Raw genomic sequence first — 23,409 nt, 5'->3', positions numbered from 1 at the left:
TCCCGCGCTTCCGGTCCGTGGCCACGGATCGCTCCGTTCCCCTGGCCGTTCCCGACCGCGCTGCTCCTGAATCCCCCTGGAGAGCACGTGTCGGGAAGTCCTTCACCAGTAAGAGAGCGGGACTCACGCGGTCTATTACGCGAGTTGCGAGATTTTTCTCGACCTTTTTGCGAGAGCATGCCGGCGGCGTGTTCCGGCCATCGGCCGTTGCCCAGCCGGACCTGCGAAAATACGGGTGGGATGACGCGACCCGCGTCATAATCCGCCGCCGCGAGCGTCTCTCTCGATGAAGACGAACGACACGCCCGCCTCGACAGGACACCGCCATGGACACCCCCGATCAGCCGCGCCCCGACGTGGCCGACGTCGCCGACGCCGACCTCGTGCTGCGCACGCGTTCCGGCGACCGGCAGGCGTTCGCCGAACTGTGGCGTCGCCACTACCGTTCGGGGCTGACGGTCGCGTCGTCGATCACCTCGAGTTTCGACGCCGACGATCTGGTCCAGGAGGCGTATTCGCGCATCTATCAGGCCATCGCCAAGGGCGGCGGGCCCACGGGCTCCTTCCGCGCGTACCTGTTCACGAGCATCCGCAACACCGCGGCCGGCTGGGGCCGCGCCCGCCGTGAGACGGCGATCGACGAGCTCGAAGCGCTCCCCGATCCGGATGCCGACGCGCACTCCACCGATGAGGCGCTCGATCGGAGCCTCACGCATCGCGCGTTCCGCAGCCTTCCGACCCGCTGGCAGGAGGTGCTCTGGTACACCGAGATCGAGCAGATGAAGCCGGCCGAGATCGCCCCTCTGCTGGGCATGAAGGCCACCGCCGTCGCGCAGCTCGCCTTCCGCGCGCGCGAAGGGCTGCGCGAGGCGTGGATCCAGGCCCACCTGCAGAGCGTCACCGACGGCTCCGACTGCCAGTGGACGATCGAGCGCCTCGGCGCGTACGCGCGCAACAACCTCGGCACGCGTGACCACAAGAAGCTCGAGGCGCACCTGGCGGAGTGCGCGCGCTGCACCATCGTCGCCGCCGAGGCCACCGAGGTCTCGCACCGTCTGGCCCTGGTGCTCCTGCCGCTGACGATCGGCGCCGGCGCCGCGACCGCCTACCTCGCCACCCTCCAAGGCGGCTCCGCACCGTTGGTCGCCCTCGCGGCGGGCGCCTCGGGCACCGTGCCGGGCGCGGTGACCGTGGGCCCCGGATCGGCCCCGGTGATGGGGGCGGCCGGCGCAGCCGGCGCCGGATCGGGAGCGGCCGGCGGTGGCGGTACGGGCGGAGCGGGCGGCTCGGCGGGCGCCGCGGCCGGCGGCTCGGCGGCGGCCGGGGGCGGCGGACTCGCCGCCGGAGCCGTGGTCGGGCTGGTCGCGGCCGGTGTGCTCGTCGCCGGTGCGGCCGTTGCTGCCGCGATCGTCGTGCCCCAGGTGATCGCGAACAGCGCCTCCGCTCCGGCCGACGGTTCGGGCACGACCGGCGCAGGAGCGAGCGACGGCGGGGATGCCGCAGCCGCCCCGCCCGCTGCGGCGCCCACACCGAGCACCCTGCCCTCCGCCGATCCCACGTCGACGCCGGTGCCCACGGCATCCGTGCGGCCCGACACCGTCTCGACGTCCGCGCCGACGCGCCGTGCCACGCCGACGGCGCCCGCCGCCCCGGCGGCCCCGCCGGCGACCCCGACGCCGGCCCCGTCGCCGACCCCGAGCGCGACGCCGACCCCGACACCGACACCGACACCGACACCCACACCGACCCCCACACCGACACCGACGCCCACGCCCACGCCCACGGCGGACCCCTCGCCGCGGTTCGTCAGCGGCGAGTTCACGCCGAGCCCCGACACTCCGCTGACGGGCACTCTCGACCTGGTCGTCACGGGAACACCGGGCGAGACGGTCCGACTGGTCGTCGGGGGGATCGAGCGCGGTCGCCAGGTCTTGAACGAAGACGGCCGGACGACCTTCTCCTTCTCCGCGGTCTACCGGGAGATCCTGCACGCGCCGGCCACCATCCAGTACGTCGACGGCGAGCGACTGGGCCCGGAGTACACCGTCTTCCTCTGGGGCCCGCCTCCCGCCCCCTGAGCCGCAGCCCACCCCGGCCCCCGCGTAAACTGACAGGCATGTCCGACCTGCCGCCCGTACGACCCGCCGCCCCCGAAGCTCCGCGCGCGGACAGCGGTGCCGGCGCTCTTCCGGCGGGCATGCGACCGTCGCTCGACGCGCTCGACGTGCTCGCGTTCCTGACCGAGCTGTTCGCGTTCATCACGCTCGCGGTCTGGGGATTCACGGCGTGGCCGTTCCCGTGGAACATCGTCGCCGGAATCGGCACGCCGCTGATCGCGATCCTCCTGTGGGCCCTGTTCGTCTCCCCGCGCGCGGTGTTCGCGGTGCACCCGTTCGTGCGCGCGCTGGTCGAGCTGCTCGTGTACGCGTCCGCGACCATCGTGTGGTGGACCAGCGGCAACGCCTGGATCGGCGTCGCCTACGCGGTCGTCGCCGTCACGGTCGGGCTCGTCGTCGGTCGACGACGCCTCGCCGCCTAGACGGGAGACCGCGATGACGACCGTCCTGGACCTCCTGCGCGCCGAGCTGGCCGACCGCATCGACACGGACCCGGCCGCCCTCGACGCGGCGCGGGCCGACAAGTCCGGTCACGCCGCCGTCGGCGCACCGGTGGCCATCGTGCACGCGGCATCCGTGGCCGACGTCCAGGCGACCATGCGCATCGCGACGGCGACGCGCACCCCGGTCGTCGTGCGGGGCGCCGGCACGGGCCTCGCGGGCGGCGCGAACGCGGGTGCCGGCGAGATCGTCCTGTCGATGCGCGCGATGGACCGCATCCTCGAGGTGCGCGCCGATGACCTCCTGGCGGTCGTCGAGCCCGGCATCCTCAACGCCGATCTCAACGACGCCCTCGCCGCGCACGGGCTGTGGTGGTCTCCCGACCCGGCGAGCCGCGCCATCTCGACCGTCGGCGGCAACATCGCCACCGGCGCCGGGGGCCTGCTGTGCGCGAAGTACGGTGTCGTGCGCGACGCCGTCCTCGGCGTCGACGTCGTGCTCGCCGACGGGCGGCTGCTGCACCTCGGACACCGCAGCGTCAAGGGCGTGACCGGGCTCGACCTGACGGCCCTCGTGATCGGCTCGGAGGGCACCCTCGGCGTCGTCGTGGGGGCGACCCTGAAGCTGCGCCGCCTCGTTCCCGGCCGCACGCGCACCCTCACGGCGCTGTTCCCCGACGTCCGCGCGGCAGCCGCGGCCGCCTCCGCGGTGACCGCGGCGGGCGCGCAGCCCTCGATCATGGAGCTGATGGATGCCGCGTGCCTCGCCGCCGTCCACCGGCTCCTCTCACTGCCCGCGCCGCCCGCCGGCGCCGCGCAGCTGACGGTGCAGACCGACGGCCCGTCGGCATCCGACGAGGCCGAGGCGATCGCCGCCACCCTCGCCGCCGCCGGCGGCGAGGTCCGTACGGCCCGCGACGATGCGGACGCCGAGCTGCTGTGGACGATCCGTCGCTCGATGCATCCGGCGATGGAGGCGATGGGCACGACCCTCATCGAGGACGTCTCGGTGCCCCGCAGCGCCCTGCCGGCGATGTTCGACGAGATCGCGCGCATCGAGCGCGAGTACGACCTCGTGATCCCGACGGTCTGCCACGCGGGCGACGGCAATCTGCACCCCAACTTCGTCTTCGACGGCGACGAGGTGCCGGAGGTCGTCTGGCGGGCGGCCGACGATCTGTTCCGCTCGGCGCTGCGCCTCGGCGGCACGCTCACCGGAGAGCACGGTGTCGGCGTCCTCAAGCGCCGCTGGCTGGTCGACGAGCTCGGCGACGACCAGTGGGAGCTGCAGCGTCAGATCACCCGCGTGTTCGACCCCCTCGGCATCCTGAACCCGGGCAAGGTCTTCACGCCCTGAGCCGCCCGTTCATCCGTCCCTCGTTGTCGCCATCCGCGCGTGGACGCGACCGCAGGGGACGGATGAAGCGCGCTGGGCGGCGTCAGAGGCCCTGCCAGGCCGGCTTGTTCGCGAAGGCGTAGCGGTAGTAGTCGGCGTGCTCCAGGCGGGATGCCGCGGCCTCGTCGACCACGACGGTCACGTGCGGGTGCAGCTGGATGGCCGAGCCCGGCAGCGACGACGTCACGGGACCCTCCACGGCACCCGCGACGGCGGCGGCCTTGCCCTCGCCGAACGCGAGCAGGAAGAGGTGCCGGGCGGAGAGGATCGTGCCGAGCCCCTGCGTGATGCAGTGCATCGGCACGTCGTCGACCGAGTCGAAGAAGCGCGCGTTGTCGCGCCGCGTCTGCTCGATGAGGGTCTTCACGCGCGTACGCGAGGCGAACGAGGACCCGGGCTCGTTGAAGCCGATGTGGCCCGACGTGCCGATCCCGAGGATCTGCAGGTCGATGCCGCCCGCATCGGCGATCGCCCGCTCGTAGTCGTCGCCCGCGTGCGCGATGGTCGCGAGGTCGCCGTTGGGGGTGTGGATGCGGTCGGGATCGAGCCCGAGCGGCTCCACGACCTCCTTCGTGATCACGGAGCGGTAGCTCTCGGGATGCCGCGGGTCGATGCCCACGTACTCGTCGAGCGCGAACCCGCGCACCCGCGAGACGTCGAGGCCTTCCAGCCGGGGACGCAGGGCCTCGTACACGGGCAGCGGGGTCGAGCCGGTCGCGAGGCCCAGCACGGCGTCGGGCCGCGCCGCGATCAGGCGCACGATCTCGTCGGCGACGAGGGCGCCCGCGTCGGCGGCGGACGGGACGATGACGACTTCAGCCATGGAAGACAGCCTCCTGCTCAGAGTCGGCGCCGACGATCGCGGCGCCCAGGGCCGCCGCCGGAGAACCGGGCGGCAGCAGGTCGACGCGCTCGCTCAGTCGCAGCGAGCGCAGGAACGGGGATGCGGCGGCGCTCTCCTCGAGCTCGGTCAGCACAGGCCTCAGCATACGGTCGCCGAGCGCGGTGACGCCTCCCCCCAGCACGACGGCGTCGACGTCGCCGGCGAGCACGATCACGCGGATCGCCGAGGCCACGCCGTAGGCGAGACCGCGGCGGAGCGCGATCGCCTCGGCATCCCCCGCGTCGGCGGCGTCGAAGACGTCGCGCACCGGCAGGGCGCCGGGACGCGCCCAGCGTTCGGCGACGGCCGCGCCGCCGCTGAACGCCTCGATGCAGCCGCGCTGACCGCAGCGGCAGAGCGGGCCGGCCGGGTCGACGGAGATGTGGCCGACCTCCCCCGCCGATCCGTGCACTCCGCGCCAGAGGCGCCCGCCGCGCACGAAGCCGGCGGCGATCCCCGTCCCGAGGTTGAGGTAGGCCATCGCGCTCGATCCGGCGGCGCCGTGCAGCGCGTACGCACCGACGGCCGCCGCCTTCACGTCGTTCTCCGCGCGCACGGGGATGCCGAGGCGCGGCCCGATCGCGAGTGCGAGGTCGAGCTCGTCGATGCCGAGGTTGACGGCGTGCGTGACCGTGGACCCGCCGGGGGCGACCTGCCCGGGCATGCCGACGCCGATCGAGCTGAACACCGACGCGGGACGGCCCACGGCGTCCGCCAGCTCGTCGACCATCGTGAGGATCGTCGCGACGACGGCATCCGCTCCCCACCCGGTCGGACGTCGCAGGCGCGCGAGGATGTGCTCGCCGCGGTCCCCGCCGCCGGACGCGACGACCACGGCGTCGGTCTTGGTGCCCCCGACGTCGAATCCGAGTCGCATCAGCCCTTCACCGCTCCCGACACCAGGCCGCTCGTCATCTTGCCCTGCACGATGAGGAAGAAGACGATGACCGGGATCGCCATGAGGGTTGATCCGGCCATGACGACCGCCCAGTCTGTGGCCTTCGTCGCCTGCACGAAGCTGCGCAGCCAGATCGGCAACGTCTGCGACTCGGGGCGGGTCATGATGACGAGGGCGAAGATGAACTCGTTCCACGCCTGGATGAAGGCGAAGATGCCGGTCGAGACGAGCCCCGGTGCCAGCAGGGGGAAGGTCACCCGCCAGAAGGCCTGCGTGCGGCTGCAGCCGTCGATCATCGCCGCCTCCTCGAGGTCGGCGGGGATGCCGTTGACGAAGCCGCGCAGCGTCCAGATCGTGAACGGCAGCACCATCGCGATGTACACGGCCGACAGGCCGATCACCGTGTTGAGCAGGTGCCAGCCGTCGAGCACGCGGAAGGTCGAGATGATCATCGCCTCGGCCGGGATCATCTGGATCACGAGGATCGCCACGATGAAGCTCTTGCGCGAGCGGAACCGGTAGCGCGACACGGCGATCGAGGCGAGGAACGCGAACACCAGCGCGGCGACGACGGTGAGCAGCGTCACGGCCAGCGACACCCACAGCGCCGGTACGAACCCGCCCTCCCACGCCGCCTGGAAGCTGCGCAGCGTGAACTGGTCGGGCCAGAAGTGCGGGGTCTCGCTCTTGACCGCCGACCCCGGGAGGAAGGCCGTGTTGACCATCCAGTACACCGGGAAGACCGAGCAGACGAAGACGACGACGGCGGCGAGGTTCAGGAAGACGCGCCCGGTGGCGCGCCTCGTGCGGGCGCTCATCAGTCGTCCTCCGAGGTCAGCATGGTGCGGATGTAGTAGGCCGAGATGGCGAGCAGCACGATGACGAGGATCACCGAGATCGCCCCTCCCGAGCCCAGGTCGCCGGTCGCCATCGAGACGCTGTAGATGTAGACGCCGATGGTATTGGTGTCGGCGCGGATGCCGCCGACGGTCTGCAGCGCGTAGATCTGTGCGAACACGCGGAGATCCCAGATGACCTGGAGGATCAACAGCACGACCAGGATCGAGCGGATGTACGGCACGACGATGTACCGGAAGCGCTGCCAGGCGCTCGAACCGTCGAGGGATGCCGCCTCCAGCACCTCGTCGGGCACCTGCGAGAGCCCCGCGTACGTCGAGAAGGCGACGAACGGGATCGCGCCCCACGTGATGATGATGGCCGCGACGCCGAAGAAGCTGAGCGGATCGGACAGCCAGCTGTGACCGATCCAGTTCTGCCCGGTGATCCGGGTGAGCACGTAGTTGACGAGGCCGTAGGACGTGTCGAAGATCCAGCCCCACACGATCGTGCCCGTGAGCGCGGGCATCGCCCACGCCAGCAGCAGCCCGACCGACACGACCGTGCGCATCACCCGTCCGAGCGACTTCATCATGAGCGCGATCGCGACGCCCAGGACCATCGTGGCCGCGGCGCAGACGATCATCAGGCCGAAGCTGCGGCCCAGCACGACCCAGAACTGCGCGTCGGTGAGCACCCGCACGTAGTTGTCGAACCAGACGAACTCGGCGGGCTTGCCGAAGATCTGCTCGCGCCCGTACTTCTGGAACGACATGACGATCAGCTGCAGCAGGGGCCAGCCGATGAAGACGGCGAGCATCACCAGTGCGGGCAGCAGCAGCGCGAGCGGTGTGCGGTCCCGGCGACGGCGCCGGCGCGGCGCGGGCGCGGACGGGCGGTCGGTCTCGGGAGAGCGACGGGAGATCAGCGTGGTGGCCATCGCCGGGTCTCCTTTCGTGGTGGTGATGAGGGGCGTTTCGACGCGCTGCGCTCGCTCAACGACCGGGGAGGCGATGCCCCCACCGGTCGTTGAGCGCGGAGCGCAGCGACGAGTCGAAACGCCGGCGAGTCGAAGTGGACTCAGCCGTTGAGGATGGCGTCGATCTGCTCGTCCAGCGCGGTGGCGAGCGTCTTGACGTCGCCGCCGGCGGCGACCTGGACGAAGAAGTCCTGCAGCAGGCCCTTCGCCTCGACATCCGCCCACTTCGGGGAGGCGGGGGTCAGCTTGGCGTTCGCCGCGGCATCCGCGATGATCTTCGCGAGCTCCGGGGTGGCCGCCGCGACCTCGCCGCCCAGCGACTTCTTGGCGGGCACGAGACCGGCCTTGGCCAGGATCGACTGGTACTCGTCGCTGAGCATGATCTCCAGCGCGCTCTTGGCGAGCTCCGGGTTGGCCGACTTCGCCGCGATCCCGATGTTCGAGCCGCCGGCGAAGACCTTCGCCGCGCCGCCGTCCTTGCCGGGGAGCGCGTAGTAGCCGACGGTCTTGCTCAGCGCCGTCTCGGCCTTGTCCTCATCGGCGACGATCGACCAGTACGCCCAGCTCGGCGCCGACAGCGTGGCGGCCTTCTCGGTGCGGAAGGGCACCCACGCCTCGGTCTCGTCGCCGTCCTTCGGGGCGAGGGAGGCCTTCGTCATGAGCTGCTGCACCTGCTCGATGCCCTTGACCGACGCGTCACTGGACATCTGCGCCTCCCACTTGCCGTCCTTCTGCACGGCGACCTCGCCGCCGTTCTCCCAGATGAACGGGAGGGCGTTGTACCAGTCCTTGCCGGGGAAGTAGACGCCGGAGACGCCGGGGAGCGCCTGCGCGAGCTTCTCTCCGCCCGCGACGTACTCGTCGAGGGTCGTCGGCACCTGCACACCCGCCGTGGCGTACTGGGTGGTGTTGTAGAAGACGATGCGGGCGCCCGAGTAGTACGGCGCCGCGTAGAGCTTGCCGTCCCACGAGCCGGCCTCGACGAATCCGGGCAGGAGGTCGTCCCCGCCGATCTGATCCTTGATGTCGGAGATGTCCAGGAGTGCACCGCTGGAGGTGAAGGCGGCCGCCTGCGTGTTGCCCATCTCGACGATGTCGGGGGTGTCGTTGGACGACAGGCTCGTGGTCAGCTTGTCGACGAGCCCGGTCCACTGCTGCTCCTCGATGACGAGCGTCGAGCCGGGGTTGTCGGCTTCGAACGTCTTCTTGAGGTAGTCGCGGGCATCCTGAGGCGTGTCGGTGCCGACGAGCCAGACCCGCAGCTGCGCCGCTGCAGGCGTGCCCGAGGCGTCGGTGCCGCCCGAGCTTCCGCCCGCGCAGCCGGCGAGAACGACAGCCGAAGCGCCGAGGAGCGCGAGGGCTCCGAGCTTCTTGTTCATGGTGTCTTCCTTTGTCTCTCTTGGTGGTATCGGGGCACGGTGACCCATCCGTGGATGAGGGGTCAGGACACCCCGAGTTGTCCTGACAGGACCATGACGGCCGCACCGCGGAGGACGATGTCCTCCCCCTGCGCCGTCATCCGCACCTGCACGCCGTCGTGGAACTCGGCGAGCGTCCGGGTGCGCAGTGTCTCGACGGTCGCGGTCGCGAGGGGTCCGTCGAGAAGTTCTGGGATGCCGGAGAGCACGATCTCCGACAGGTCGAGCACGCCCACGATGGGGGCGAGTGCGATGCCGAGACGCGCACCGGCGTCGCGGAGCACGGCGTCGCGGTCCGCGTCGGGCTCCGCGAGCCGCGCCTCGAGGGCGGGCACCGACAGCCACGATTCGAGGCAGCCGATCTTGCCGCAGACGCAGCGCGGCCCGCCGTCGGTGCCGACCGTGACGTGGCCGATCTCGCCCGCGGCGAAGCGCGAGCCGCGCATGGGCTGTCCGCCGGCGAGCAGCCCCGAGCCGACGCCGCGGCCGACGCGAACGAGGAGCACGTCGTCGGCGGCGCCGCCGAAGGTGTACTCGGCGAGGACGGCCGCGTTGGCGTCGTTGGCCACGAGCACGGGAAGTCCGAGCTCGGCACGCAGCACCCCTTCGAGGTCGACGTCGTGCCAGCCGAGGTTCGGCGCCGTGAGCACGACGCCGCGGTCGTCGACGATGCCGGGACTGCCGACGCCGATGCCGAGGACGGGAGCGTGCGCATCCGCGACCAGGCGTCGGGCGAGATCGATGACGACGGCGAGGATGTCGGCGGGATCGGCGGGCACGTCGACGTCGAGGCGCGCGACGATCTCGCCGTCGAGGGTGAGCACGGCGCCGAGGAAGCGGTCGGTGCCGGAGAGGTCGAGCCCGACGATGCGGTGCCCCTCGCGGTCGAGGTCGACGAGGATCGCGGGCTTGCCCGGACCGGTCACCTCGCGCAGGCCGCGTTCGGCGACGTAGCCGTCGTCGATCAGCTCTGCCACGAGATCCGAGATCGTCACCCGGGTCAGGCCGGTCTCCCGGGAAAGGTCCGCCCGACTCATGGCACCCTGGTGGAAGAGGGTCTGCAGCACGAGGGAGCGGTTGTGCGCGCGAGCGTGCTCCGGCAGGACCTTCGCCGCGTGACGCAGCGCGCGGCCTGCGCTGAACGACCGGCCCGCGAGGGCGGCCGTCTCGGGGGCGGTGCGCTGCACATCGGATCCGGACATGTTTGTTAGTAGACCTTACGAATCTCCGTTCCGCAAGCGCGGAACGCAATTCGGCAGGACCGTTTACAAAACCGTTACATTGCCCGTCGCGGGCGATCACAGGAGGAGAGACATGACCGCCATGCCGCCGCGCCGCCGCGCCCCGCTCGCCGCCGTGATCCTCGCCGGCGCTCTGGCCCTCGCCGGCTGCGCGGCATCCTCCCCTGCCCCCACGCCGTCCGACGGCGACACGCAGACCGTCGCGGAGGCGTGCGACACCGTGCGCGCCGGCGTCGAGGATGCCGCGGCCCAGCTGCAGACGCTCGACCCCGGCGACCCGCGCGCCGCGGTCGACGCCCTCGGCGGGGTCGCGGAACGGCTCGGCGCCGCCGCCGGAACCGTCGGCAACCACGAGGTGGCCGCGCTGCTGCCGCCGCTGCAGACCGGGTTCGCCTCGGCATCCGACACCCTCGCGGCGATCGCGGGCGGGGATCTGTCCCGTCTCACGGCCCTGCAGACCACCACCGACGACATCCGGTCTGCGCTGGCCGCGTTCACCCGGATCTGCTCCGGGGGCTGAGCACACGAGCCTCGACGAACGTCTCTGCCGAGCCGGCCGCACCATCCCGTACCATAGGAGGGCGCGGCCGCGCAGAACACGGGGGTGTTGCAAGTGACCGATCCTGGCACGGGGCGAGAGGCGGACCACACGCCCGAGCCCTCGTCGGCGACGCCGACGACCGCCGCGACGGCCGTTCTCGACGGTCCCGTGGACCCGTTCGACGGCGCGGCGCCTCCGTCCGAAGCCCCTCCCGTGCAGTGGGCCCCGGCCGAGCCGGCGCCGAAGAAGAAGCGCCTCTGGCTGTGGATCGGCGTTCCCGCCGGTGCGCTCGCCGTCGGTGTCGTGGCCGCCTCGCTCGTGCTCATCGCCCCCGGCACGGCCGTCGCCGGCGTTCCCGTGGGCTTCCTCACGGCCGGCGCCGCGACCGATGCGATCAGTCAGCGGCTCGGCGCCACCACGCTCGTGCTGGGTGAGGGCGGGCCCACCGTGACGGGCGCTCAGCTCGGTGCGACGGTCGACGCCCGCGCGCTCGCCGACGCCGCCTTCGACGAACGCCCCCTGTGGAATGTGACGCAGTGGTTCGGCGACGCCGTCGATGCCCCCCTGACCCTGGATGCCGAGAAGGCCACCGCGGCGCTGCGCGCGGCCCTCCCCGGAAGCTTCGTCGACCCCGTCCCCGCAGGCGTCGCGTTCGCCGGCACCGCCTACACCGTCACGCCCGCCGTCGACGGGACGGGTCTCGACCTCGACGCCATCAGCGCGGCGCTCCACGACGCGTTCGTCTCGGGGCAGAGCTCCGTGGTCGTCCCGACGACGACGGTCCCGGTCGCCGCACCCGCCTCGACCGAGAAGGCGCAGGCCGCCGCCGACCAGCTCAACGGCATGCTGCAGACCATCGGCTTCTACGTCGGCGACGAGCGCACCGTGCCGGTCGACGCCGCGACCGCTGCGTCGTGGCTCACCGTGACCCCCGACGCCGCGGGGAGCTTCGCGATCACCGCGGACGCCGACAAGATCCAGGCGGCCGTGTCGGGCCTCGCCGCCCTCGTCGACCGCGCACCGGCGAACGGCACGGTGATCACCAACTCCGATGGCACCGTGCTCGACACCAGCGTGCCCGGCGCCGACGGCCGCACGCTCGGCGACACCAGCGGCGTCGCACAGGAGTTCGCGACGCAGCTCGCTTCAGGCAAAGCGGCGTTCGCCCTCCCGGTGACGGTGACCCCGGCATCCACGACGACGCTGCAGCGCCTGCTCGAGGTGAACCTCAGCGAGCAGATGCTCTACCTGAAGGAGAACGGCGCGGTCGTCGACTCGTGGCCGATCTCCAGCGGTCTGCCGGCGTCTCCCACCTACACGGGGCACTTCCGCATCAACAGCCACATCCGCTCGCAGACGATGACGAGCACCGACCCGAACAACCCGTACTGGAACTACGACGTGCCCAACGTCGAGTGGGTCATGTACTTCAACGGCGACGAGGCCTTCCACGGCGTGTACTGGCACAACAACTTCGGCACGCCGCAGAGCCACGGCTGCGTCGGCATGCCCAACTATCGCGCGAAGCAGATCTACGACTGGTCCCCGACCGGCGTGGACGTGTGGATCCACGACTGAGCCCGGGCTCGGCGCGTTTCGACTCCTCGCTGCGCTCGTCGCTCAACGACCGGGGGCCGCGCTCTCACCGGTCGTTGAGCGAGGCGCGGGCACCGCGCTCTCACCGGTCGTTGAGCGAGGCGCGAAGCGCCGAGTCGAAACGCCCCACGCCGGCAACGCCGAAGGCGCGGGCCGCAGCCCGCGCCTTCGGTGAGGATCACAGCGCGTCGATGACCGCGTTCAGCGTCGCCGACGGACGCATGACGGCGGTGACCTTCGCCACGTCGGGGTGGTAGTAGCCGCCGATGTCGACGGGGTGCCCCTGGACACCGTTGAGCTCGGCCACGATCTCCTGCTCCGCCGCCGCGAGCTTCTCGGCCACGGGCGCGAACGCGGCCGCGAGCTCGGCATCCGCGCTCTGGCGCGCCAGCTCCTGGGCCCAGTACAGACCGAGGTAGAAGTGGCTGCCGCGGTTGTCGATGGTCCCGAGCGAGCGCCCCGGCGAGCGGTCCTCCTCGAGGAACGTGCCGGTCGCGGCATCCAGCGTGTCCGCGAGCACCTTGGCCTTCGCGTTGCCGGTGAACTCGGCGAGGTGCTCGAAGGATGCCGCGAGCGCGAAGAACTCGCCGAGCGAGTCCCACCGCAGGTAGTCCTCTTCGAGGAGCTGCTGCACGTGCTTGGGGGCCGAGCCGCCCGCGCCGGTCTCGAAGAGGCCGCCGCCGGCGAGCAGGGGGACGATCGAGAGCATCTTGGCCGACGTGCCGACCTCGAGGATCGGGAAGAGGTCGGTCAGGTAGTCGCGCAGCACGTTGCCCGTCACCGAGATCGTGTCCTCGCCCTTGCGCAGGCGCGCGAGCGTGTACCGCGTCGCCTCCTCGGGCGGGAGGATGACGATCGTGATGTCACCGGTGTCGAGCGTCGCGAGCGCCTGGTGCACCTTGCCGATGAGCTGGGCGTCGTGGGCGCGGTTGACGTCGAGCCAGAAGACGGCGGGCACGCCGGTGGCGCGGGCGCGGGAGACGGCCAGGCGCACCCAGTCCATGATCGCGATGTGCTTCGCCTGGGTCGCGCGCCAGATGTCGCCCTTCTCGACGTGGTGCTCGATGAGCACGGTGCCGGCGGAGTCGAGCACCTCGACGACGCCGTCCGCCGGGATCTCGAAGGTCTTGTCGTGGCTGCCGTACTCCTCGGCGGCCTGGGCCATGAGGCCGACGTTCGGCACGGTGCCGATGGTCGCGGGGTCGAGCGGGCCGTTCGCGATCACGTCGTCGATGACGGCCTGGTAGACGCCGGCGTACGAGGAGTCGGGGATGACGGCGATGGTGTCGTCCTCGGCGCCGTCGACGCCCCACAGCTTTCCGCCGTTGCGCACGAGGGCGGGCATCGAGGCGTCGACGATGACGTCGGACGGCACGTGCAGGTTGGTGATGCCCTTGTCGCTGTTGACGTAGCTGAGACGGGGGCCCGACGCGAGGTCCTGCGCGATGCGGGCGGAGATCGCGTCGCCGTCGGCGAGGTCGCCCAGCCCGGCGAGGATCGACCCGAGGCCGTTGTTGCCGTCGAGACCGGCGGCCGAGAGCTGCGCGCCGTAGGTGTCGAAGACGTCGGCGAAGAACGCGCGGACGACGTGGCCGAAGATGATGGGGTCGCTGACCTTCATCATCGTGGCCTTCAGGTGCACGGAGTACAGCACGTTCTCCGCCTTGGCCTGGGCGATGGTGTCGGCGAGGAAGGCGTCGAGCGCCTTGGCCGAGAGGAAGGTGGCGTCGACGACCTCGCGCGGCAGCACCTTGAGGCCGTCCTTGAGAACGGTGACGGTGCCGTCGACGGCGGTGTGACGGATGCTGAGGACGTCGTCGTGGGCGGCGATCCAGCTCTTCTCGTTGCTCTTGAAGTCGTCGTGGCCCATGGTGGCGACGCGGGTCTTGGACCCGGCGGCGAAGGGCTTGTTGCGGTGGGGGTGCTTCTTCGCGTAGTTCTTGACCGCCAGCGGCGCGCGGCGGTCGCTGTTGCCCTCGCGCAGCACGGGGTTCACGGCCGATCCCTTGATGCGGTCGTAGCGGGCGCGGATGTCCTTCTCCTCCACCGTGGCGGCGTCGTCCGGGTAGTCGGGGATGTCGTAGCCCTGCGACTGGAGCTCGGCGATCGCGGCCTTCAGCTGCGGGATGGATGCCGAGATGTTCGGCAGCTTGATGATGTTCGCCTCGGGCAGGGTGGCGAGACCGCCGAGCTCGGCGAGCGCGTCGCCCACCTGCTGCTCGGGCGAGAGACGCTGCGGGAAGGCGGCGAGGATGCGGCCCGCGAGGGAGATGTCGCGGGTGTCGATCTCGACGCCCGCCTGCCCCGCGAAAGCCCTCACGATCGGCAGAAAAGAGGCCGTCGCCAGCGCCGGCGCCTCGTCGGTGTGCGTGTAGATGATGGTGGACTCGGGCACGTGTGATCTCTCCGTCGTGAGCGTCGTCGTGGGCGTCGTGGTGAGCGTCGCGGGGTCACCCACCAGGCTATCGCATCACCGGAATATATCTTGACGTCAAGATATCTCCGCCCCCGCTGCCGTGTTGGCGTTTTCTCACCGTTCGGAGGGTGCCGACCATGACCGCGCGCGAGGTAGCCTGATCACATGACCGAGCTGCGCCTCGAGGAACTGTCGGCCGCCACCATCGTGGCGGTGAACACCATGTCGCTCAAGCCGGGTCAGGAGCAGTACCTCGCCCCCACGAGCTACGCCGTCGCCGGGACCGTGGCCAATCCGAGCACCGCGTGGCAGCGGGTGGTGCTCGACGGCGACGAGGTCGTCGGCTTCGTCAGCGCGAACTTCGATCCCGACGCGCTGCACGAGCACTTCCGCTCCGTGCTCTGGCGCATCAACGTCGACGCCGACGACCAGGGCCGGGGCGTCGGCCGCTTCGCGGTGGAGCAGCTTCTCGAGGAGGCCCGCGCCCGCGGAATGGACCACGTGCACGTGATCTACGAAGAGGGCCAGGGCGGCCCCGACGCCTTCTTCCGTCGCGTGGGGTTCACTCCGGTCGATGAGACCGAGTTCGGCGAGGTCGTCGCCGAGATCCGCCTGTAGGCGCCCGCGTCGTTCGCACGTCACCGTTTGTTGCCAATATCCACAAACCTCTTGCGTCGATGGCGCGGAGGGCTCTATCGTGATCTCCAGCTTCGCTCGAAGCGCTTCGATACGACAGAGGAGTCGGCATGGCACGCATCGACGAGGTGGCTGCGGCCGCTGGCGTGTCCATCAGCACCGTGTCCTACGCGCTGAGCGGCAAGCGCCCCATCTCCCCTGACACGCGCCGCCGCGTCATCGACGCCGCACACCGGCTCGGGTACGCCCCGAACGCCGGAGCCCGCATGCTGGCGGGTCGCCTCACCCACATCTTCGCCCTCACCGAGCCGCTGCGACGCGAGACCCACGCGCCGACGCACATGTCCTTCGTGCTGGCGGCGGCCGTCGCGGCGCGCCGCCACGACTACGACATCCTGCTCCTCACCGACCAGCAGGCCTCGGCCGGCATGCAGCGGGTGACGGCCTCGGGTCTCGTCGACGCGATCCTCGTGCTCGACGTCGCGCCCGACGACGAGCGGGTCGCCATCGCCCGCTCGATCACCACGCCGACGGTGTTCATCGGCATCCCCGACGACCACGAGGGCCTGGACTGCGTCGACCTCGATTTCGAGGCGGCCGCACGACGCGCCGTCGACCGCGTGGCCGACGCGGGTCACCGCCGCATCGCCCTCATCGGCCAGCCGGCGAGCACCTACCGACTGTCCAACTTCCCTCCCCGCGTCCGCCGCGCCGTCGCCGAGCACGCGGCGCACCGGGCGCTCGAGCACTCGTTCGCGACGACGGGCGAGGTCGTCACGGATGCCGACGCGGTGCGCGCGGCCGTGAACGACGCGCTCGACGCCGGTGCGACCGCACTGCTGCTGCACGGCGTCGACGACATGCACGCCGCCGTGCTCGCCGCCCTCGCCGAGCGCGGGGCGGAGGTGGGCGCGGACGTCTCGATCGTCTCGATCGCGGCATCCTTCGACACCACGAAGCTGCCGACCCAGCTCGACACCATCCCGCTGATCCCCGAGGCGTCGTGCGATCTCGCCGTCGACCTCGCGCTGGCGCGGATCGACGACCCGCGCCGGCCCGCCGGCATCCACCTGCTCGCACCCGTGTACCGCGACGCGGGCTCGGTGACGACTCCCCCGCACGCGTGACCGCTTCCTCGGAAGCGCTTTCGTTCGCCGTTCATCGAAGCGCTTCGACAGACTTCACCTCCTGACCTGCAACTGAACACCGGCAACTGAACACCGCAATCACAGACCGGGCCGATGGCGGCCCACCGAAAGGAGTGCCGACGATGGCACGAATCACAGGGCGGACGCGGGCACTGACCGCCGCCGTCATCCTCACCGCCGCGGCGCTGAGCATCAGCGCCTGCTCCTCCTCCGGCGACACCGGCACAGGCAGCACCGACGGCGCCGGCCAGACCCTCAAGCTCTGGCACTACGAGGGCGCCGACAGCGCGATGGGCAAGGCCTGGGCCGAGGCCATCGACGTCTTCGAGAAGGAGACCGGCGCCAAGGTCGAGTTCGAGGAGAAGTCGTTCGAGCAGATCCAGAAGACGGCCAGCCAGGTGCTCGACACGGATGCCGCGCCCGATGTCATGGAGTTCAACAAGGGCAACGCGACCGCCGGCTTCCTCGCGTCGACGGGACTGATCAGCGACATCTCCGACGCCGTGGCGAAGTACGGGTGGGCCGACAAGCTCGCTCCCTCGCTGCAGACGACCGCGAAGTACACCGACAAGGGCGTCATGGGCGGCGACACCTGGTACGGCGTGCCCAACTACGGCGAGTTCGTCGGCGTCTACTACAACAAGGACGCCTTCGCCGCGGCGGGGCTGGAGATCCCCACCACGTACGACGAGTTCGTCAAGGTGCTCGACGCGTTCGTGGCGAAGGGCGTCACCCCGCTCGCCGAGGCCGGCGCGGAGTACCCGCTCGGCCAGCTCTGGTACCAGCTGGCGCTGTCCCATGGCGACCGCGACTGGGTGAACGACTACCAGCTCTACAAGAACCCGGTCGACTGGCAGGGCGCCGAGACGACCTACGCCAGCGACACCCTCAAGGACTACGTCGCCAAGGGCTACATCGCCAAGGACGTCTCCTCGATCAAGGCCGAGGATGCCGGGGTGTCCTTCATCAACGGCACCTCCCCCATCTTCGTGTCGGGCTCGTGGTGGTACGGACGCTTCACCGAGCAGGCCACCGGGTTCGACTGGACGATGCAGGCCTTCCCGGGCTCGAAGCTGTCGCTCGGCTCGTCGGGCAATCTGTGGGTGGTTCCGGAGAACGCGAAGAACAAGGACCTCGCCTACACGTTCATCGACATCACGATGCGACCGGAGATCCAGGCGATCATCGGCAACAACGGCGGCCTGCCCGTCGCGGCCGACCCGAAGGACATCACCGACCCGAAGAGCCAGGAGCTCATCTCGGTCTTCAACGGCGTCCTCGACCAGGACGGCCTCTCCTTCTACCCCGACTGGCCGGCTCCGGGCTTCTACGACGTGATCGTCCAGCAGCTCCAGGGCCTCGTCACCGGCACGCAGGATGCCGCGACCACCAACGCGAACCTCGGCAAGGCCTACGACGAGGGCACCGCGGACTACCGCTGACCGACCGGTGGGGGCGGCCTCGTGCCGCCCCCACCCCCGCTCCCGCCCCCGGCCCCGCCCCCGAACGAAAGCACCGCATGTCGCTCACAACACGCTCTCGGCGCACCCCGGTCGTCGACGACGAACCCGCCATCCCCCAGCGCGGAGGCGGACGCGGCGGGTACTGGCTGTACCTGCTGCCCGGCTTCGTCCTGCTGCTGGTCATCGTCATCGTCCCGCTGGTGTGGAACGTCTACCTCACCTTCACGAGCTGGAAGGGGGTGCGCGCACCGGAGTTCATCGGTGTCGACAACTGGATCAAGCTCGTCGGCGACGACGCGTTCTGGACCTCCTTCCTCAACTCCGTGTGGATGGTCATCGCCATGGTGATCGTGCCGACGATCGTCGGCCTGATCGTCGCCGCGCTCCTGTTCGACGTCGTCGGACGCAAGTTCGGCGGCCGGGTCGGCAGCTTCCTGCGCGCGACCTACTACCTCCCGCAGATCCTGCCGGTGGCCGTCGCCGGCATCGTGATCGGCTGGATCGTGCGGCCGGGCGCCGACGGCGCCCTCAACCAGCTGCTGGCCGCCGTCGGCATCGCCCCCGTCGACTGGCTGGGCCAGATGCCCTCCGCGCTCATCGTGCTCATGGTGGTGCTGGTGTGGGTGCAGATCGGCTATCCCGTGGTCGTGTTCATGGCGGCGCTGCAGCGGGTCGATCCCGAGCTGTACGAGGCCGCCGAGCTCGACGGCGCCAACTGGTTCCAGCGCTTCGCGTCCATCACCGTCAGCATCATCCGTCCGGAGATCTTCGTCGTCACCCTCACCTGCACGATCGCGGCGCTGAAGGTGTTCGGTCCGGTCTACGTCATCACCCGCGGCGGCCCCGCCGGCGCCACCCTCGTGCCGTCGTACTACGCCTACCAGGAGTTCTTCACCAAGCGCGACGTCGGCTACGGCGCCACCATCGCGACGGTGCTGACGATCGTCGTCGTCATCGTGTCGATCGTCTTCATCCGGGTGCAGAACTCCCTCGAACGCAAGGAAAGGGCGGGCCTGTGATGGCTGCCGGAACCGTACTCACGACCACGATCCGTCCCCGACGCGCCCCGCGCGGACGCGGCGGCATGGTCACCAAACGCGGAGTCGACTGGCTGATGCTCGTGCTGGTCGCTGTCGGCGCCCTCCTGGTGATCGCGCCGTTCTACCTCGTGCTGGTCAACTCGTTCAAGTCGCCGACCGACTACGCGAACTCGGGTCCGCTCGCCCTGCCGCACGCCCTCGACTTCACCGGCATCACCAAGTTCTGGGAGCGGGTCAACTTCCCGCAGAAGGTCTGGAACTCCCTCTTCATCTCCGGGGTGGTCGCCGTGCTCGCGGTGCTGATCTCGATGCTCAACGCGTTCGCGATCGGCATCGGCCGCGTCCGCGGCCGCACCTGGATCGTGCTGCTGTTCCTGCTGGCGAACCTGCTCCCCCAGGAGGCCCTGCTCTACCCGCTGTACTACATGTTCAAGTCGGTCGGCCTCTACGACAACGTGTGGTCGGTGATCATCATCTTCACGGTCGTCCAGGCCGCGTTCGGCACCTACCTGCTGTCGTCGGTGTACGGCACCTTCCCCAAGGAGGTGCTGGAGGCGGCATCCCTCGACGGCGCCGGACGCTGGACGATCCTGTGGCGCGTCGTCTTCCCGATCAGCCGTCCCACGCTGTCGGTGCTGCTCATCTTCTTCTTCATCTGGACGTGGAACGAGTTCCTCATCCCGCTGACGTTCCTCGCCTCGAACGCGAACCAGACCGTGCCGGTGGCGATCAGCGTGCTCCAGGGCGACCGCCTCATGGACGTGACCACGACCAGCGCGTCGGCCCTGCTGGGCATCATCCCGACGCTCATCTTCTTCCTCATCTTCCAACGCACCCTCACCCGGGGCATCACGGCAGGAGCAGTCAAGTAATGAAGTTCACCGACGGGTTCTGGCAGCTGCGCCCCGGAGTCACCGCGCTCTACGCGCAGGAGGCGTACGACCTGTGGCAGATCCCCGACACCCCCGACGGCCCCGGGCTGATGGTCACCGCGCCCACCGCGGTCATCGCGCGGCGCGGCGACGTGCTCAACCGGCCCGTGCTGACCACGACCCTCTCCTCGCCCGCCGAAGGGGTGATCCGCGTGCGGATCGCGCACCACACCGGCGCCGCGTGGCACGGTGGCTTCCCGATGCCGGGTGCCGGCGGGTCGGCCGACCGCGTCGAGATCACGGAGACCGAAGGTCTCGTCCGCGCCGGCATCCTCACCGCTCGCGTCGGGGCCGGCGCCCCGTGGGACCTCTCCTTCGAGGTCGACGGCCGCCGGGTCACCGGCAGCGGCCACAAATCCCAGGGCTATCTGCGGGTGGCCTCCGACGCTCAGGTCGACACCGGCATCGTCGGCAACGCCCGGGCCGGGCAGCGCACGGACACCGCCCCCGCCTACGTGCACGAACAGCTGGAGCTCGGTGTCGGCGAGCTCGTCTACGGCCTCGGCGAGCGCTTCGGCCCGCTGGTGAAGAACGGGCAGACGGTCGACATCTGGAACGCCGACGGGGGCACCTCGAGCGAGCAGGCCTACAAGAACGTGCCGTTCTACCTCACCACCCGCGGCCACGGCGTGCTCGTCAACGACCCCGGCCACGTGTCGTTCGAGGTGGGGTCGGAAGCCGTCGAGCGGGTGCAGTTCTCGGTGCCCGGCGAGGTGCTGGAGTACTTCGTGATCGCAGGGCCGACGCCCGCCGACGTGCTGCGCCGCTACACGGCTCTCACCGGCCGGCCGCCCGTGGTGCCGGCATGGTCGTACGGCCTGTGGCTGTCGACGAGCTTCACCACCGCCTACGACGAGGCGACCATCACCTCGTTCATCGACGAGATGGCGGCCCGCGAGCTGCCGGTGTCGGTGTTCCACTTCGACTGCTTCTGGATGCGCGAGTTCAACTGGTGCGACTTCGAGTGGGATGCCCGCGTGTTCCCCGACCCCGACGGCATGCTCGCGCGGCTCCACGAGCGCGAGCTGCGCGTGTGCGTCTGGATCAACCCCTACATCGCGCAGCGCTCGCCCCTGTTTCGCGAAGCGGCGGATGCCGGCTACCTCGTGCGCCGCGCGGACGGCTCGATCTGGCAGTGGGACCTCTGGCAGGCCGGCATGGGGCTGGTCGACTTCACGAACCCCGCTGCGACCGCGTGGTATCAGGAGAAGCTGCGGGCGCTGATCGCCCAGGGCGTCGACTGCTTCAAGACGGACTTCGGCGAGCGCATCCCCACCGACGTGGTGTGGGCCGACGGCAGCGACCCGCAGCGCATGCACAACCTCTACACCGAGCTGTACAACCGGGCCGTCCACGACGTGCTGGTCGCCACCCGCGGCGAGGGCGAGGCCGTGCTGTTCGCCCGTTCCGCCACGGCGGGAGGACAGAGCATGCCGGTGCACTGGGGCGGTGACTCGACCTCGACCTTCACCTCGATGGCCGAGACGCTGCGCGGAGGTCTCTCGCTCGCGATGAGCGGCTTCGCGTACTGGAGCCACGACATCGGCGGTTTCGAGGGCACACCCGATGCCGCCGTGTTCAAGAGGTGGACGGCGTTCGGTCTGCTCAGCTCGCACTCGCGCTTCCACGGGTCGGACTCCTACCGCGTGCCGTGGGCCTTCGACGAGGAGGCCGTGGCGGTGACGCGCCGCTTCACCCACCTCAAGATGCGGCTCATGCCGTATCTGCATCAGCTCGGCGTCGACGCGGCGCGCACCGGCATCCCGCTGCTGCGACCCCTGGCGCTGGAGTTCCCGGGCGACCCGGCCGTCGCCTACCTCGACCGCCAGTACATGCTGGGCCCGTCGCTGCTGGTCGCGCCCGTGATGTCGGCGGACGGGGAGGTGGAGTTCTACCTGCCCGACGGCGAGTGGACCTCGCTGCTGAGCGGCGAGCGCGTGAGCGGCGGGCGGTGGCGGCGCGAGACCCACGGGTTCGATTCCCTGCCGCTGTACGTGCGGCCGGGCGCGGTGCTGCCGTGGGGCGCGCGCGACGACCGGCCGGACTACGACTACCTCGACGGTCTCGAGCTGCGCGTGTTCGCGGGCGGCTCCGGGACGCGGGAGGTCGTCGTCACCGCCCCCGACGGTCGCCGCCAGACGTTCGAGGTCGACCTGGACGCGCCGACCCCCTGACCCGGCCGTCGGGTGTTCGGGTTCGCGTTCGCGGATTCGGAGAATGGCGACAGATGCGGATGCCGTGGGCCGCAGCATCCGCATCTGTTCACGTCCTCCGCATCCGCTGCGGGCGCGTCGGCTCCTCCCCAGCCATGGCGGTCCGGCGAGTCGTGCACGACAGCGCGCGGATCGGCGTGCGGAGGCGTGCGGGCGGGCAGGCTCGGACCGTGGGGATCCGAGAGCTGGTGGAGGCGGGTGGCGGCATCGTGCATCGGCGAGCCGTGCTGGATGCCGGCATCCGCCCCACCACGCTGCGAGCGGCCATCACGGCGGGCGAGGTGCGCCGCGTGCGCCGCTTCTGGGTGGCCACGGACGCGGCCCCGGCCGCGCTCGTGCACGCGGCGGAGGTCAGTGCGCGGGTGGCCTGCGTGTCGGCGGCTCGTCACCGCGGCTGGTGGCTGCCGCCGGAGATCCCGACGGGTCCGCACCTGCACGTGCCCGCCCACGCGCAGCGCCCTCGACCCGACGAACGCTCCGGGGACGGCGTGGTCGTCCACTGGGATACGCCGCTGGTGCCGTCGCACCCGCACGTGCTCGTCGAGTCGGTTCCCGACGCGCTGGCGCACCTCGCCCGGTGTCTGCCCCACGAGGATGCGCTCGTCGTGTGGGAGTCCGCCGTACGCCGCGAACGGCTCGACCCGGACGTGCTGCGGCGCTACCGCTGGCGCACGCCCGATGCGCGGCGACTGGCGGCGGAGGTCACGGGCCTCAGCGATTCCGGCCTCGAGACGCTCTTCGTCTCGCGGATACGTGGGATCGGCCTCGACGTCCGCCAGCAGGTGCTGCTGCTCGGACACCACGTCGACGGCCTCATCGGCGAGCGACTCGTCGCGCAGCTGGACGGCTTCGCCTTCCATTCCTCGGCCGCCGATCGGGGCCGAGACCTGAGCCACGACCGCGAGCTGACGGCGCGCGGGTACACCGTGCTGCGCTTCACCTACGCCGAGGTCGTGCATCAGTGGCCCCGGGTGGAGGCCGCGATCCTCCGCGCGGTCGCGCAGGGCCTTCACCTCGCGCGCTGACACCCCGCCGCCACCGGATTCGGATCACGTCACCACATGCGGATGCCGCGAGCCCTCGCATCCGCATCTGCTGCCCATCTCCGAATCTGCGGCAGGGCGCCCAGCCCAGCCCAGCCCGCACCGGATTCGGAGCAGCGCAACAGAATCGGATGCCGCGCGCCGCAGCATCCGATTCTGTTGGCCATCGCCG

The 23,409-nt window shown here is 70.7% G+C and carries 19 protein-coding genes; 12 read left to right on the top strand and 7 right to left on the bottom strand.

Features of this window, described 5'->3' with window-relative positions; all coding sequences use genetic code 11:
• Positions 1–326 precede the first annotated feature (326 nt).
• The 3 genes from KY498_RS14790 to KY498_RS14780 are packed head-to-tail and all read left to right on the top strand — an operon-like array spanning position 327 to position 3,914.
• Positions 327–2,078, top strand: a complete 1,752-nt coding sequence (locus KY498_RS14790; RefSeq protein ID WP_191009003.1) for a sigma-70 family RNA polymerase sigma factor — start codon at positions 327–329, stop codon at positions 2,076–2,078.
• 38 nt (positions 2,079–2,116) lie between these two features.
• The gene (locus tag KY498_RS14785; protein ID WP_191009004.1) at positions 2,117–2,539 is read left to right on the top strand and encodes a YrdB family protein; all 423 of its coding nucleotides are present in this window, start codon (positions 2,117–2,119) and stop codon (positions 2,537–2,539) included.
• 13 nt (positions 2,540–2,552) lie between these two features.
• Entirely contained in the window at positions 2,553–3,914 is a 1,362-nt protein-coding gene (locus KY498_RS14780; protein ID WP_191009005.1) for an FAD-binding oxidoreductase, read from the top strand.
• Between the two features lie 82 nt (positions 3,915–3,996).
• Here KY498_RS14780 and KY498_RS14775 read toward each other — a convergent pair whose 3' ends face one another.
• The 6 genes from KY498_RS14775 to KY498_RS14750 form a co-directional block, all read right to left on the bottom strand.
• A complete protein-coding gene (locus KY498_RS14775; RefSeq protein WP_191009006.1) occupies positions 3,997–4,776 on the bottom strand; it encodes a glucosamine-6-phosphate deaminase in 780 nt (259 codons plus the stop codon).
• The gene (locus tag KY498_RS14770; protein WP_101306794.1) at positions 4,769–5,713 is read right to left on the bottom strand and encodes an ROK family protein; all 945 of its coding nucleotides are present in this window, start codon (positions 5,711–5,713) and stop codon (positions 4,769–4,771) included. Before KY498_RS14770 ends, KY498_RS14775 begins: the two co-directional genes overlap by 8 nt.
• Entirely contained in the window at positions 5,713–6,552 is an 840-nt protein-coding gene (locus KY498_RS14765) for a carbohydrate ABC transporter permease (RefSeq protein ID WP_060960741.1), read from the bottom strand. The genes KY498_RS14770 and KY498_RS14765 overlap by 1 nt, the downstream gene beginning before the upstream one ends.
• Complete coding sequence (locus KY498_RS14760) at positions 6,552–7,511, bottom strand: carbohydrate ABC transporter permease (protein WP_060960740.1); 960 nt, start codon at positions 7,509–7,511, stop codon at positions 6,552–6,554. The genes KY498_RS14765 and KY498_RS14760 overlap by 1 nt, the downstream gene beginning before the upstream one ends.
• 140 nt (positions 7,512–7,651) lie before the next feature.
• Positions 7,652–8,929, bottom strand: coding sequence for an extracellular solute-binding protein (locus KY498_RS14755; protein ID WP_060960739.1), 1,278 nt, complete (start codon positions 8,927–8,929; stop codon positions 7,652–7,654).
• A gap of 62 nt (positions 8,930–8,991) precedes the next feature.
• Positions 8,992–10,170, bottom strand: a complete 1,179-nt coding sequence (locus KY498_RS14750) for an ROK family transcriptional regulator (RefSeq protein ID WP_061781844.1) — start codon at positions 10,168–10,170, stop codon at positions 8,992–8,994.
• Positions 10,171–10,282: 112 nt separating this feature from the next.
• On the opposite strand from KY498_RS14750, the gene KY498_RS14745 reads away from it, so the two are divergent.
• Together KY498_RS14745 and KY498_RS14740 are read left to right on the top strand one after the other, a co-directional pair.
• Positions 10,283–10,729 (top strand): hypothetical protein, encoded by a 447-nt coding sequence (locus KY498_RS14745; RefSeq protein WP_191009007.1) that lies wholly within the window; start codon positions 10,283–10,285, stop codon positions 10,727–10,729.
• Between the two features lie 93 nt (positions 10,730–10,822).
• Entirely contained in the window at positions 10,823–12,328 is a 1,506-nt protein-coding gene (locus tag KY498_RS14740; RefSeq protein WP_101306795.1) for a L,D-transpeptidase family protein, read from the top strand.
• Between the two features lie 196 nt (positions 12,329–12,524).
• On the opposite strand, the gene KY498_RS14735 is transcribed toward KY498_RS14740, so the two are convergent.
• Positions 12,525–14,741, bottom strand: coding sequence for an NADP-dependent isocitrate dehydrogenase (locus KY498_RS14735; protein WP_191009574.1), 2,217 nt, complete (start codon positions 14,739–14,741; stop codon positions 12,525–12,527).
• 186 nt (positions 14,742–14,927) lie between these two features.
• On the opposite strand from KY498_RS14735, the gene KY498_RS14730 reads away from it, so the two are divergent.
• The 7 genes from KY498_RS14730 to KY498_RS14700 all read left to right on the top strand — a co-directional run bounded on the left by KY498_RS14730 (position 14,928) and on the right by KY498_RS14700 (position 23,219).
• Complete coding sequence (locus KY498_RS14730) at positions 14,928–15,380, top strand: GNAT family N-acetyltransferase (RefSeq protein WP_060960738.1); 453 nt, start codon at positions 14,928–14,930, stop codon at positions 15,378–15,380.
• Positions 15,381–15,508: 128 nt separating this feature from the next.
• Entirely contained in the window at positions 15,509–16,525 is a 1,017-nt protein-coding gene (locus tag KY498_RS14725) for a LacI family DNA-binding transcriptional regulator (protein WP_191009008.1), read from the top strand.
• 143 nt (positions 16,526–16,668) lie between these two features.
• Positions 16,669–17,988 (top strand): ABC transporter substrate-binding protein, encoded by a 1,320-nt coding sequence (locus KY498_RS14720; protein ID WP_191009009.1) that lies wholly within the window; start codon positions 16,669–16,671, stop codon positions 17,986–17,988.
• Between the two features lie 77 nt (positions 17,989–18,065).
• Positions 18,066–19,028, top strand: coding sequence for a carbohydrate ABC transporter permease (locus KY498_RS14715; protein WP_060960735.1), 963 nt, complete (start codon positions 18,066–18,068; stop codon positions 19,026–19,028).
• Positions 19,028–19,921 (top strand): carbohydrate ABC transporter permease, encoded by an 894-nt coding sequence (locus tag KY498_RS14710; RefSeq protein ID WP_191009010.1) that lies wholly within the window; start codon positions 19,028–19,030, stop codon positions 19,919–19,921. Before KY498_RS14715 ends, KY498_RS14710 begins: the two co-directional genes overlap by 1 nt.
• Positions 19,921–22,155 carry an alpha-xylosidase gene (gene yicI, locus KY498_RS14705; protein WP_191009011.1) on the top strand — a complete coding sequence of 745 codons (2,235 nt, stop codon included), beginning with the start codon at positions 19,921–19,923 and terminating at the stop codon, positions 22,153–22,155. Before KY498_RS14710 ends, yicI begins: the two co-directional genes overlap by 1 nt.
• Positions 22,156–22,364: 209 nt before the next feature.
• Positions 22,365–23,219, top strand: a complete 855-nt coding sequence (locus KY498_RS14700; RefSeq protein ID WP_223849531.1) for an endonuclease domain-containing protein — start codon at positions 22,365–22,367, stop codon at positions 23,217–23,219.
• The last annotated feature ends 190 nt before the right edge of the window (positions 23,220–23,409 follow it).

The sequence above is a fragment of the Microbacterium sp. PAMC21962 genome (genome assembly GCF_019443465.1).
Taxonomy (GTDB): Bacteria; Actinomycetota; Actinomycetes; order Actinomycetales; family Microbacteriaceae; genus Microbacterium; species Microbacterium hominis.
Note: the sequence above shows the minus strand (reverse complement) of the source record. Positions and strands in the feature narration are given on the sequence as shown.

Coding starts and splice junctions, on each gene's coding strand:
- KY498_RS14790 (WP_191009003.1), top strand. CDS start 327: ATGGACACCCCCGATCAGCCGCGCCCCGACGTGGCCGACGTCGCCGAC.
- KY498_RS14785 (WP_191009004.1), top strand. CDS start 2,117: ATGTCCGACCTGCCGCCCGTACGACCCGCCGCCCCCGAAGCTCCGCGC.
- KY498_RS14780 (WP_191009005.1), top strand. CDS start 2,553: ATGACGACCGTCCTGGACCTCCTGCGCGCCGAGCTGGCCGACCGCATC.
- KY498_RS14775 (WP_191009006.1), bottom strand. CDS start 4,776: ATGGCTGAAGTCGTCATCGTCCCGTCCGCCGCCGACGCGGGCGCCCTC.
- KY498_RS14770 (WP_101306794.1), bottom strand. CDS start 5,713: ATGCGACTCGGATTCGACGTCGGGGGCACCAAGACCGACGCCGTGGTC.
- KY498_RS14765 (WP_060960741.1), bottom strand. CDS start 6,552: ATGAGCGCCCGCACGAGGCGCGCCACCGGGCGCGTCTTCCTGAACCTC.
- KY498_RS14760 (WP_060960740.1), bottom strand. CDS start 7,511: ATGGCCACCACGCTGATCTCCCGTCGCTCTCCCGAGACCGACCGCCCG.
- KY498_RS14755 (WP_060960739.1), bottom strand. CDS start 8,929: ATGAACAAGAAGCTCGGAGCCCTCGCGCTCCTCGGCGCTTCGGCTGTC.
- KY498_RS14750 (WP_061781844.1), bottom strand. CDS start 10,170: ATGTCCGGATCCGATGTGCAGCGCACCGCCCCCGAGACGGCCGCCCTC.
- KY498_RS14745 (WP_191009007.1), top strand. CDS start 10,283: ATGACCGCCATGCCGCCGCGCCGCCGCGCCCCGCTCGCCGCCGTGATC.
- KY498_RS14730 (WP_060960738.1), top strand. CDS start 14,928: ATGACCGAGCTGCGCCTCGAGGAACTGTCGGCCGCCACCATCGTGGCG.
- KY498_RS14725 (WP_191009008.1), top strand. CDS start 15,509: ATGGCACGCATCGACGAGGTGGCTGCGGCCGCTGGCGTGTCCATCAGC.
- KY498_RS14720 (WP_191009009.1), top strand. CDS start 16,669: ATGGCACGAATCACAGGGCGGACGCGGGCACTGACCGCCGCCGTCATC.
- KY498_RS14715 (WP_060960735.1), top strand. CDS start 18,066: ATGTCGCTCACAACACGCTCTCGGCGCACCCCGGTCGTCGACGACGAA.
- KY498_RS14710 (WP_191009010.1), top strand. CDS start 19,028: ATGGCTGCCGGAACCGTACTCACGACCACGATCCGTCCCCGACGCGCC.
- yicI (WP_191009011.1), top strand. CDS start 19,921: ATGAAGTTCACCGACGGGTTCTGGCAGCTGCGCCCCGGAGTCACCGCG.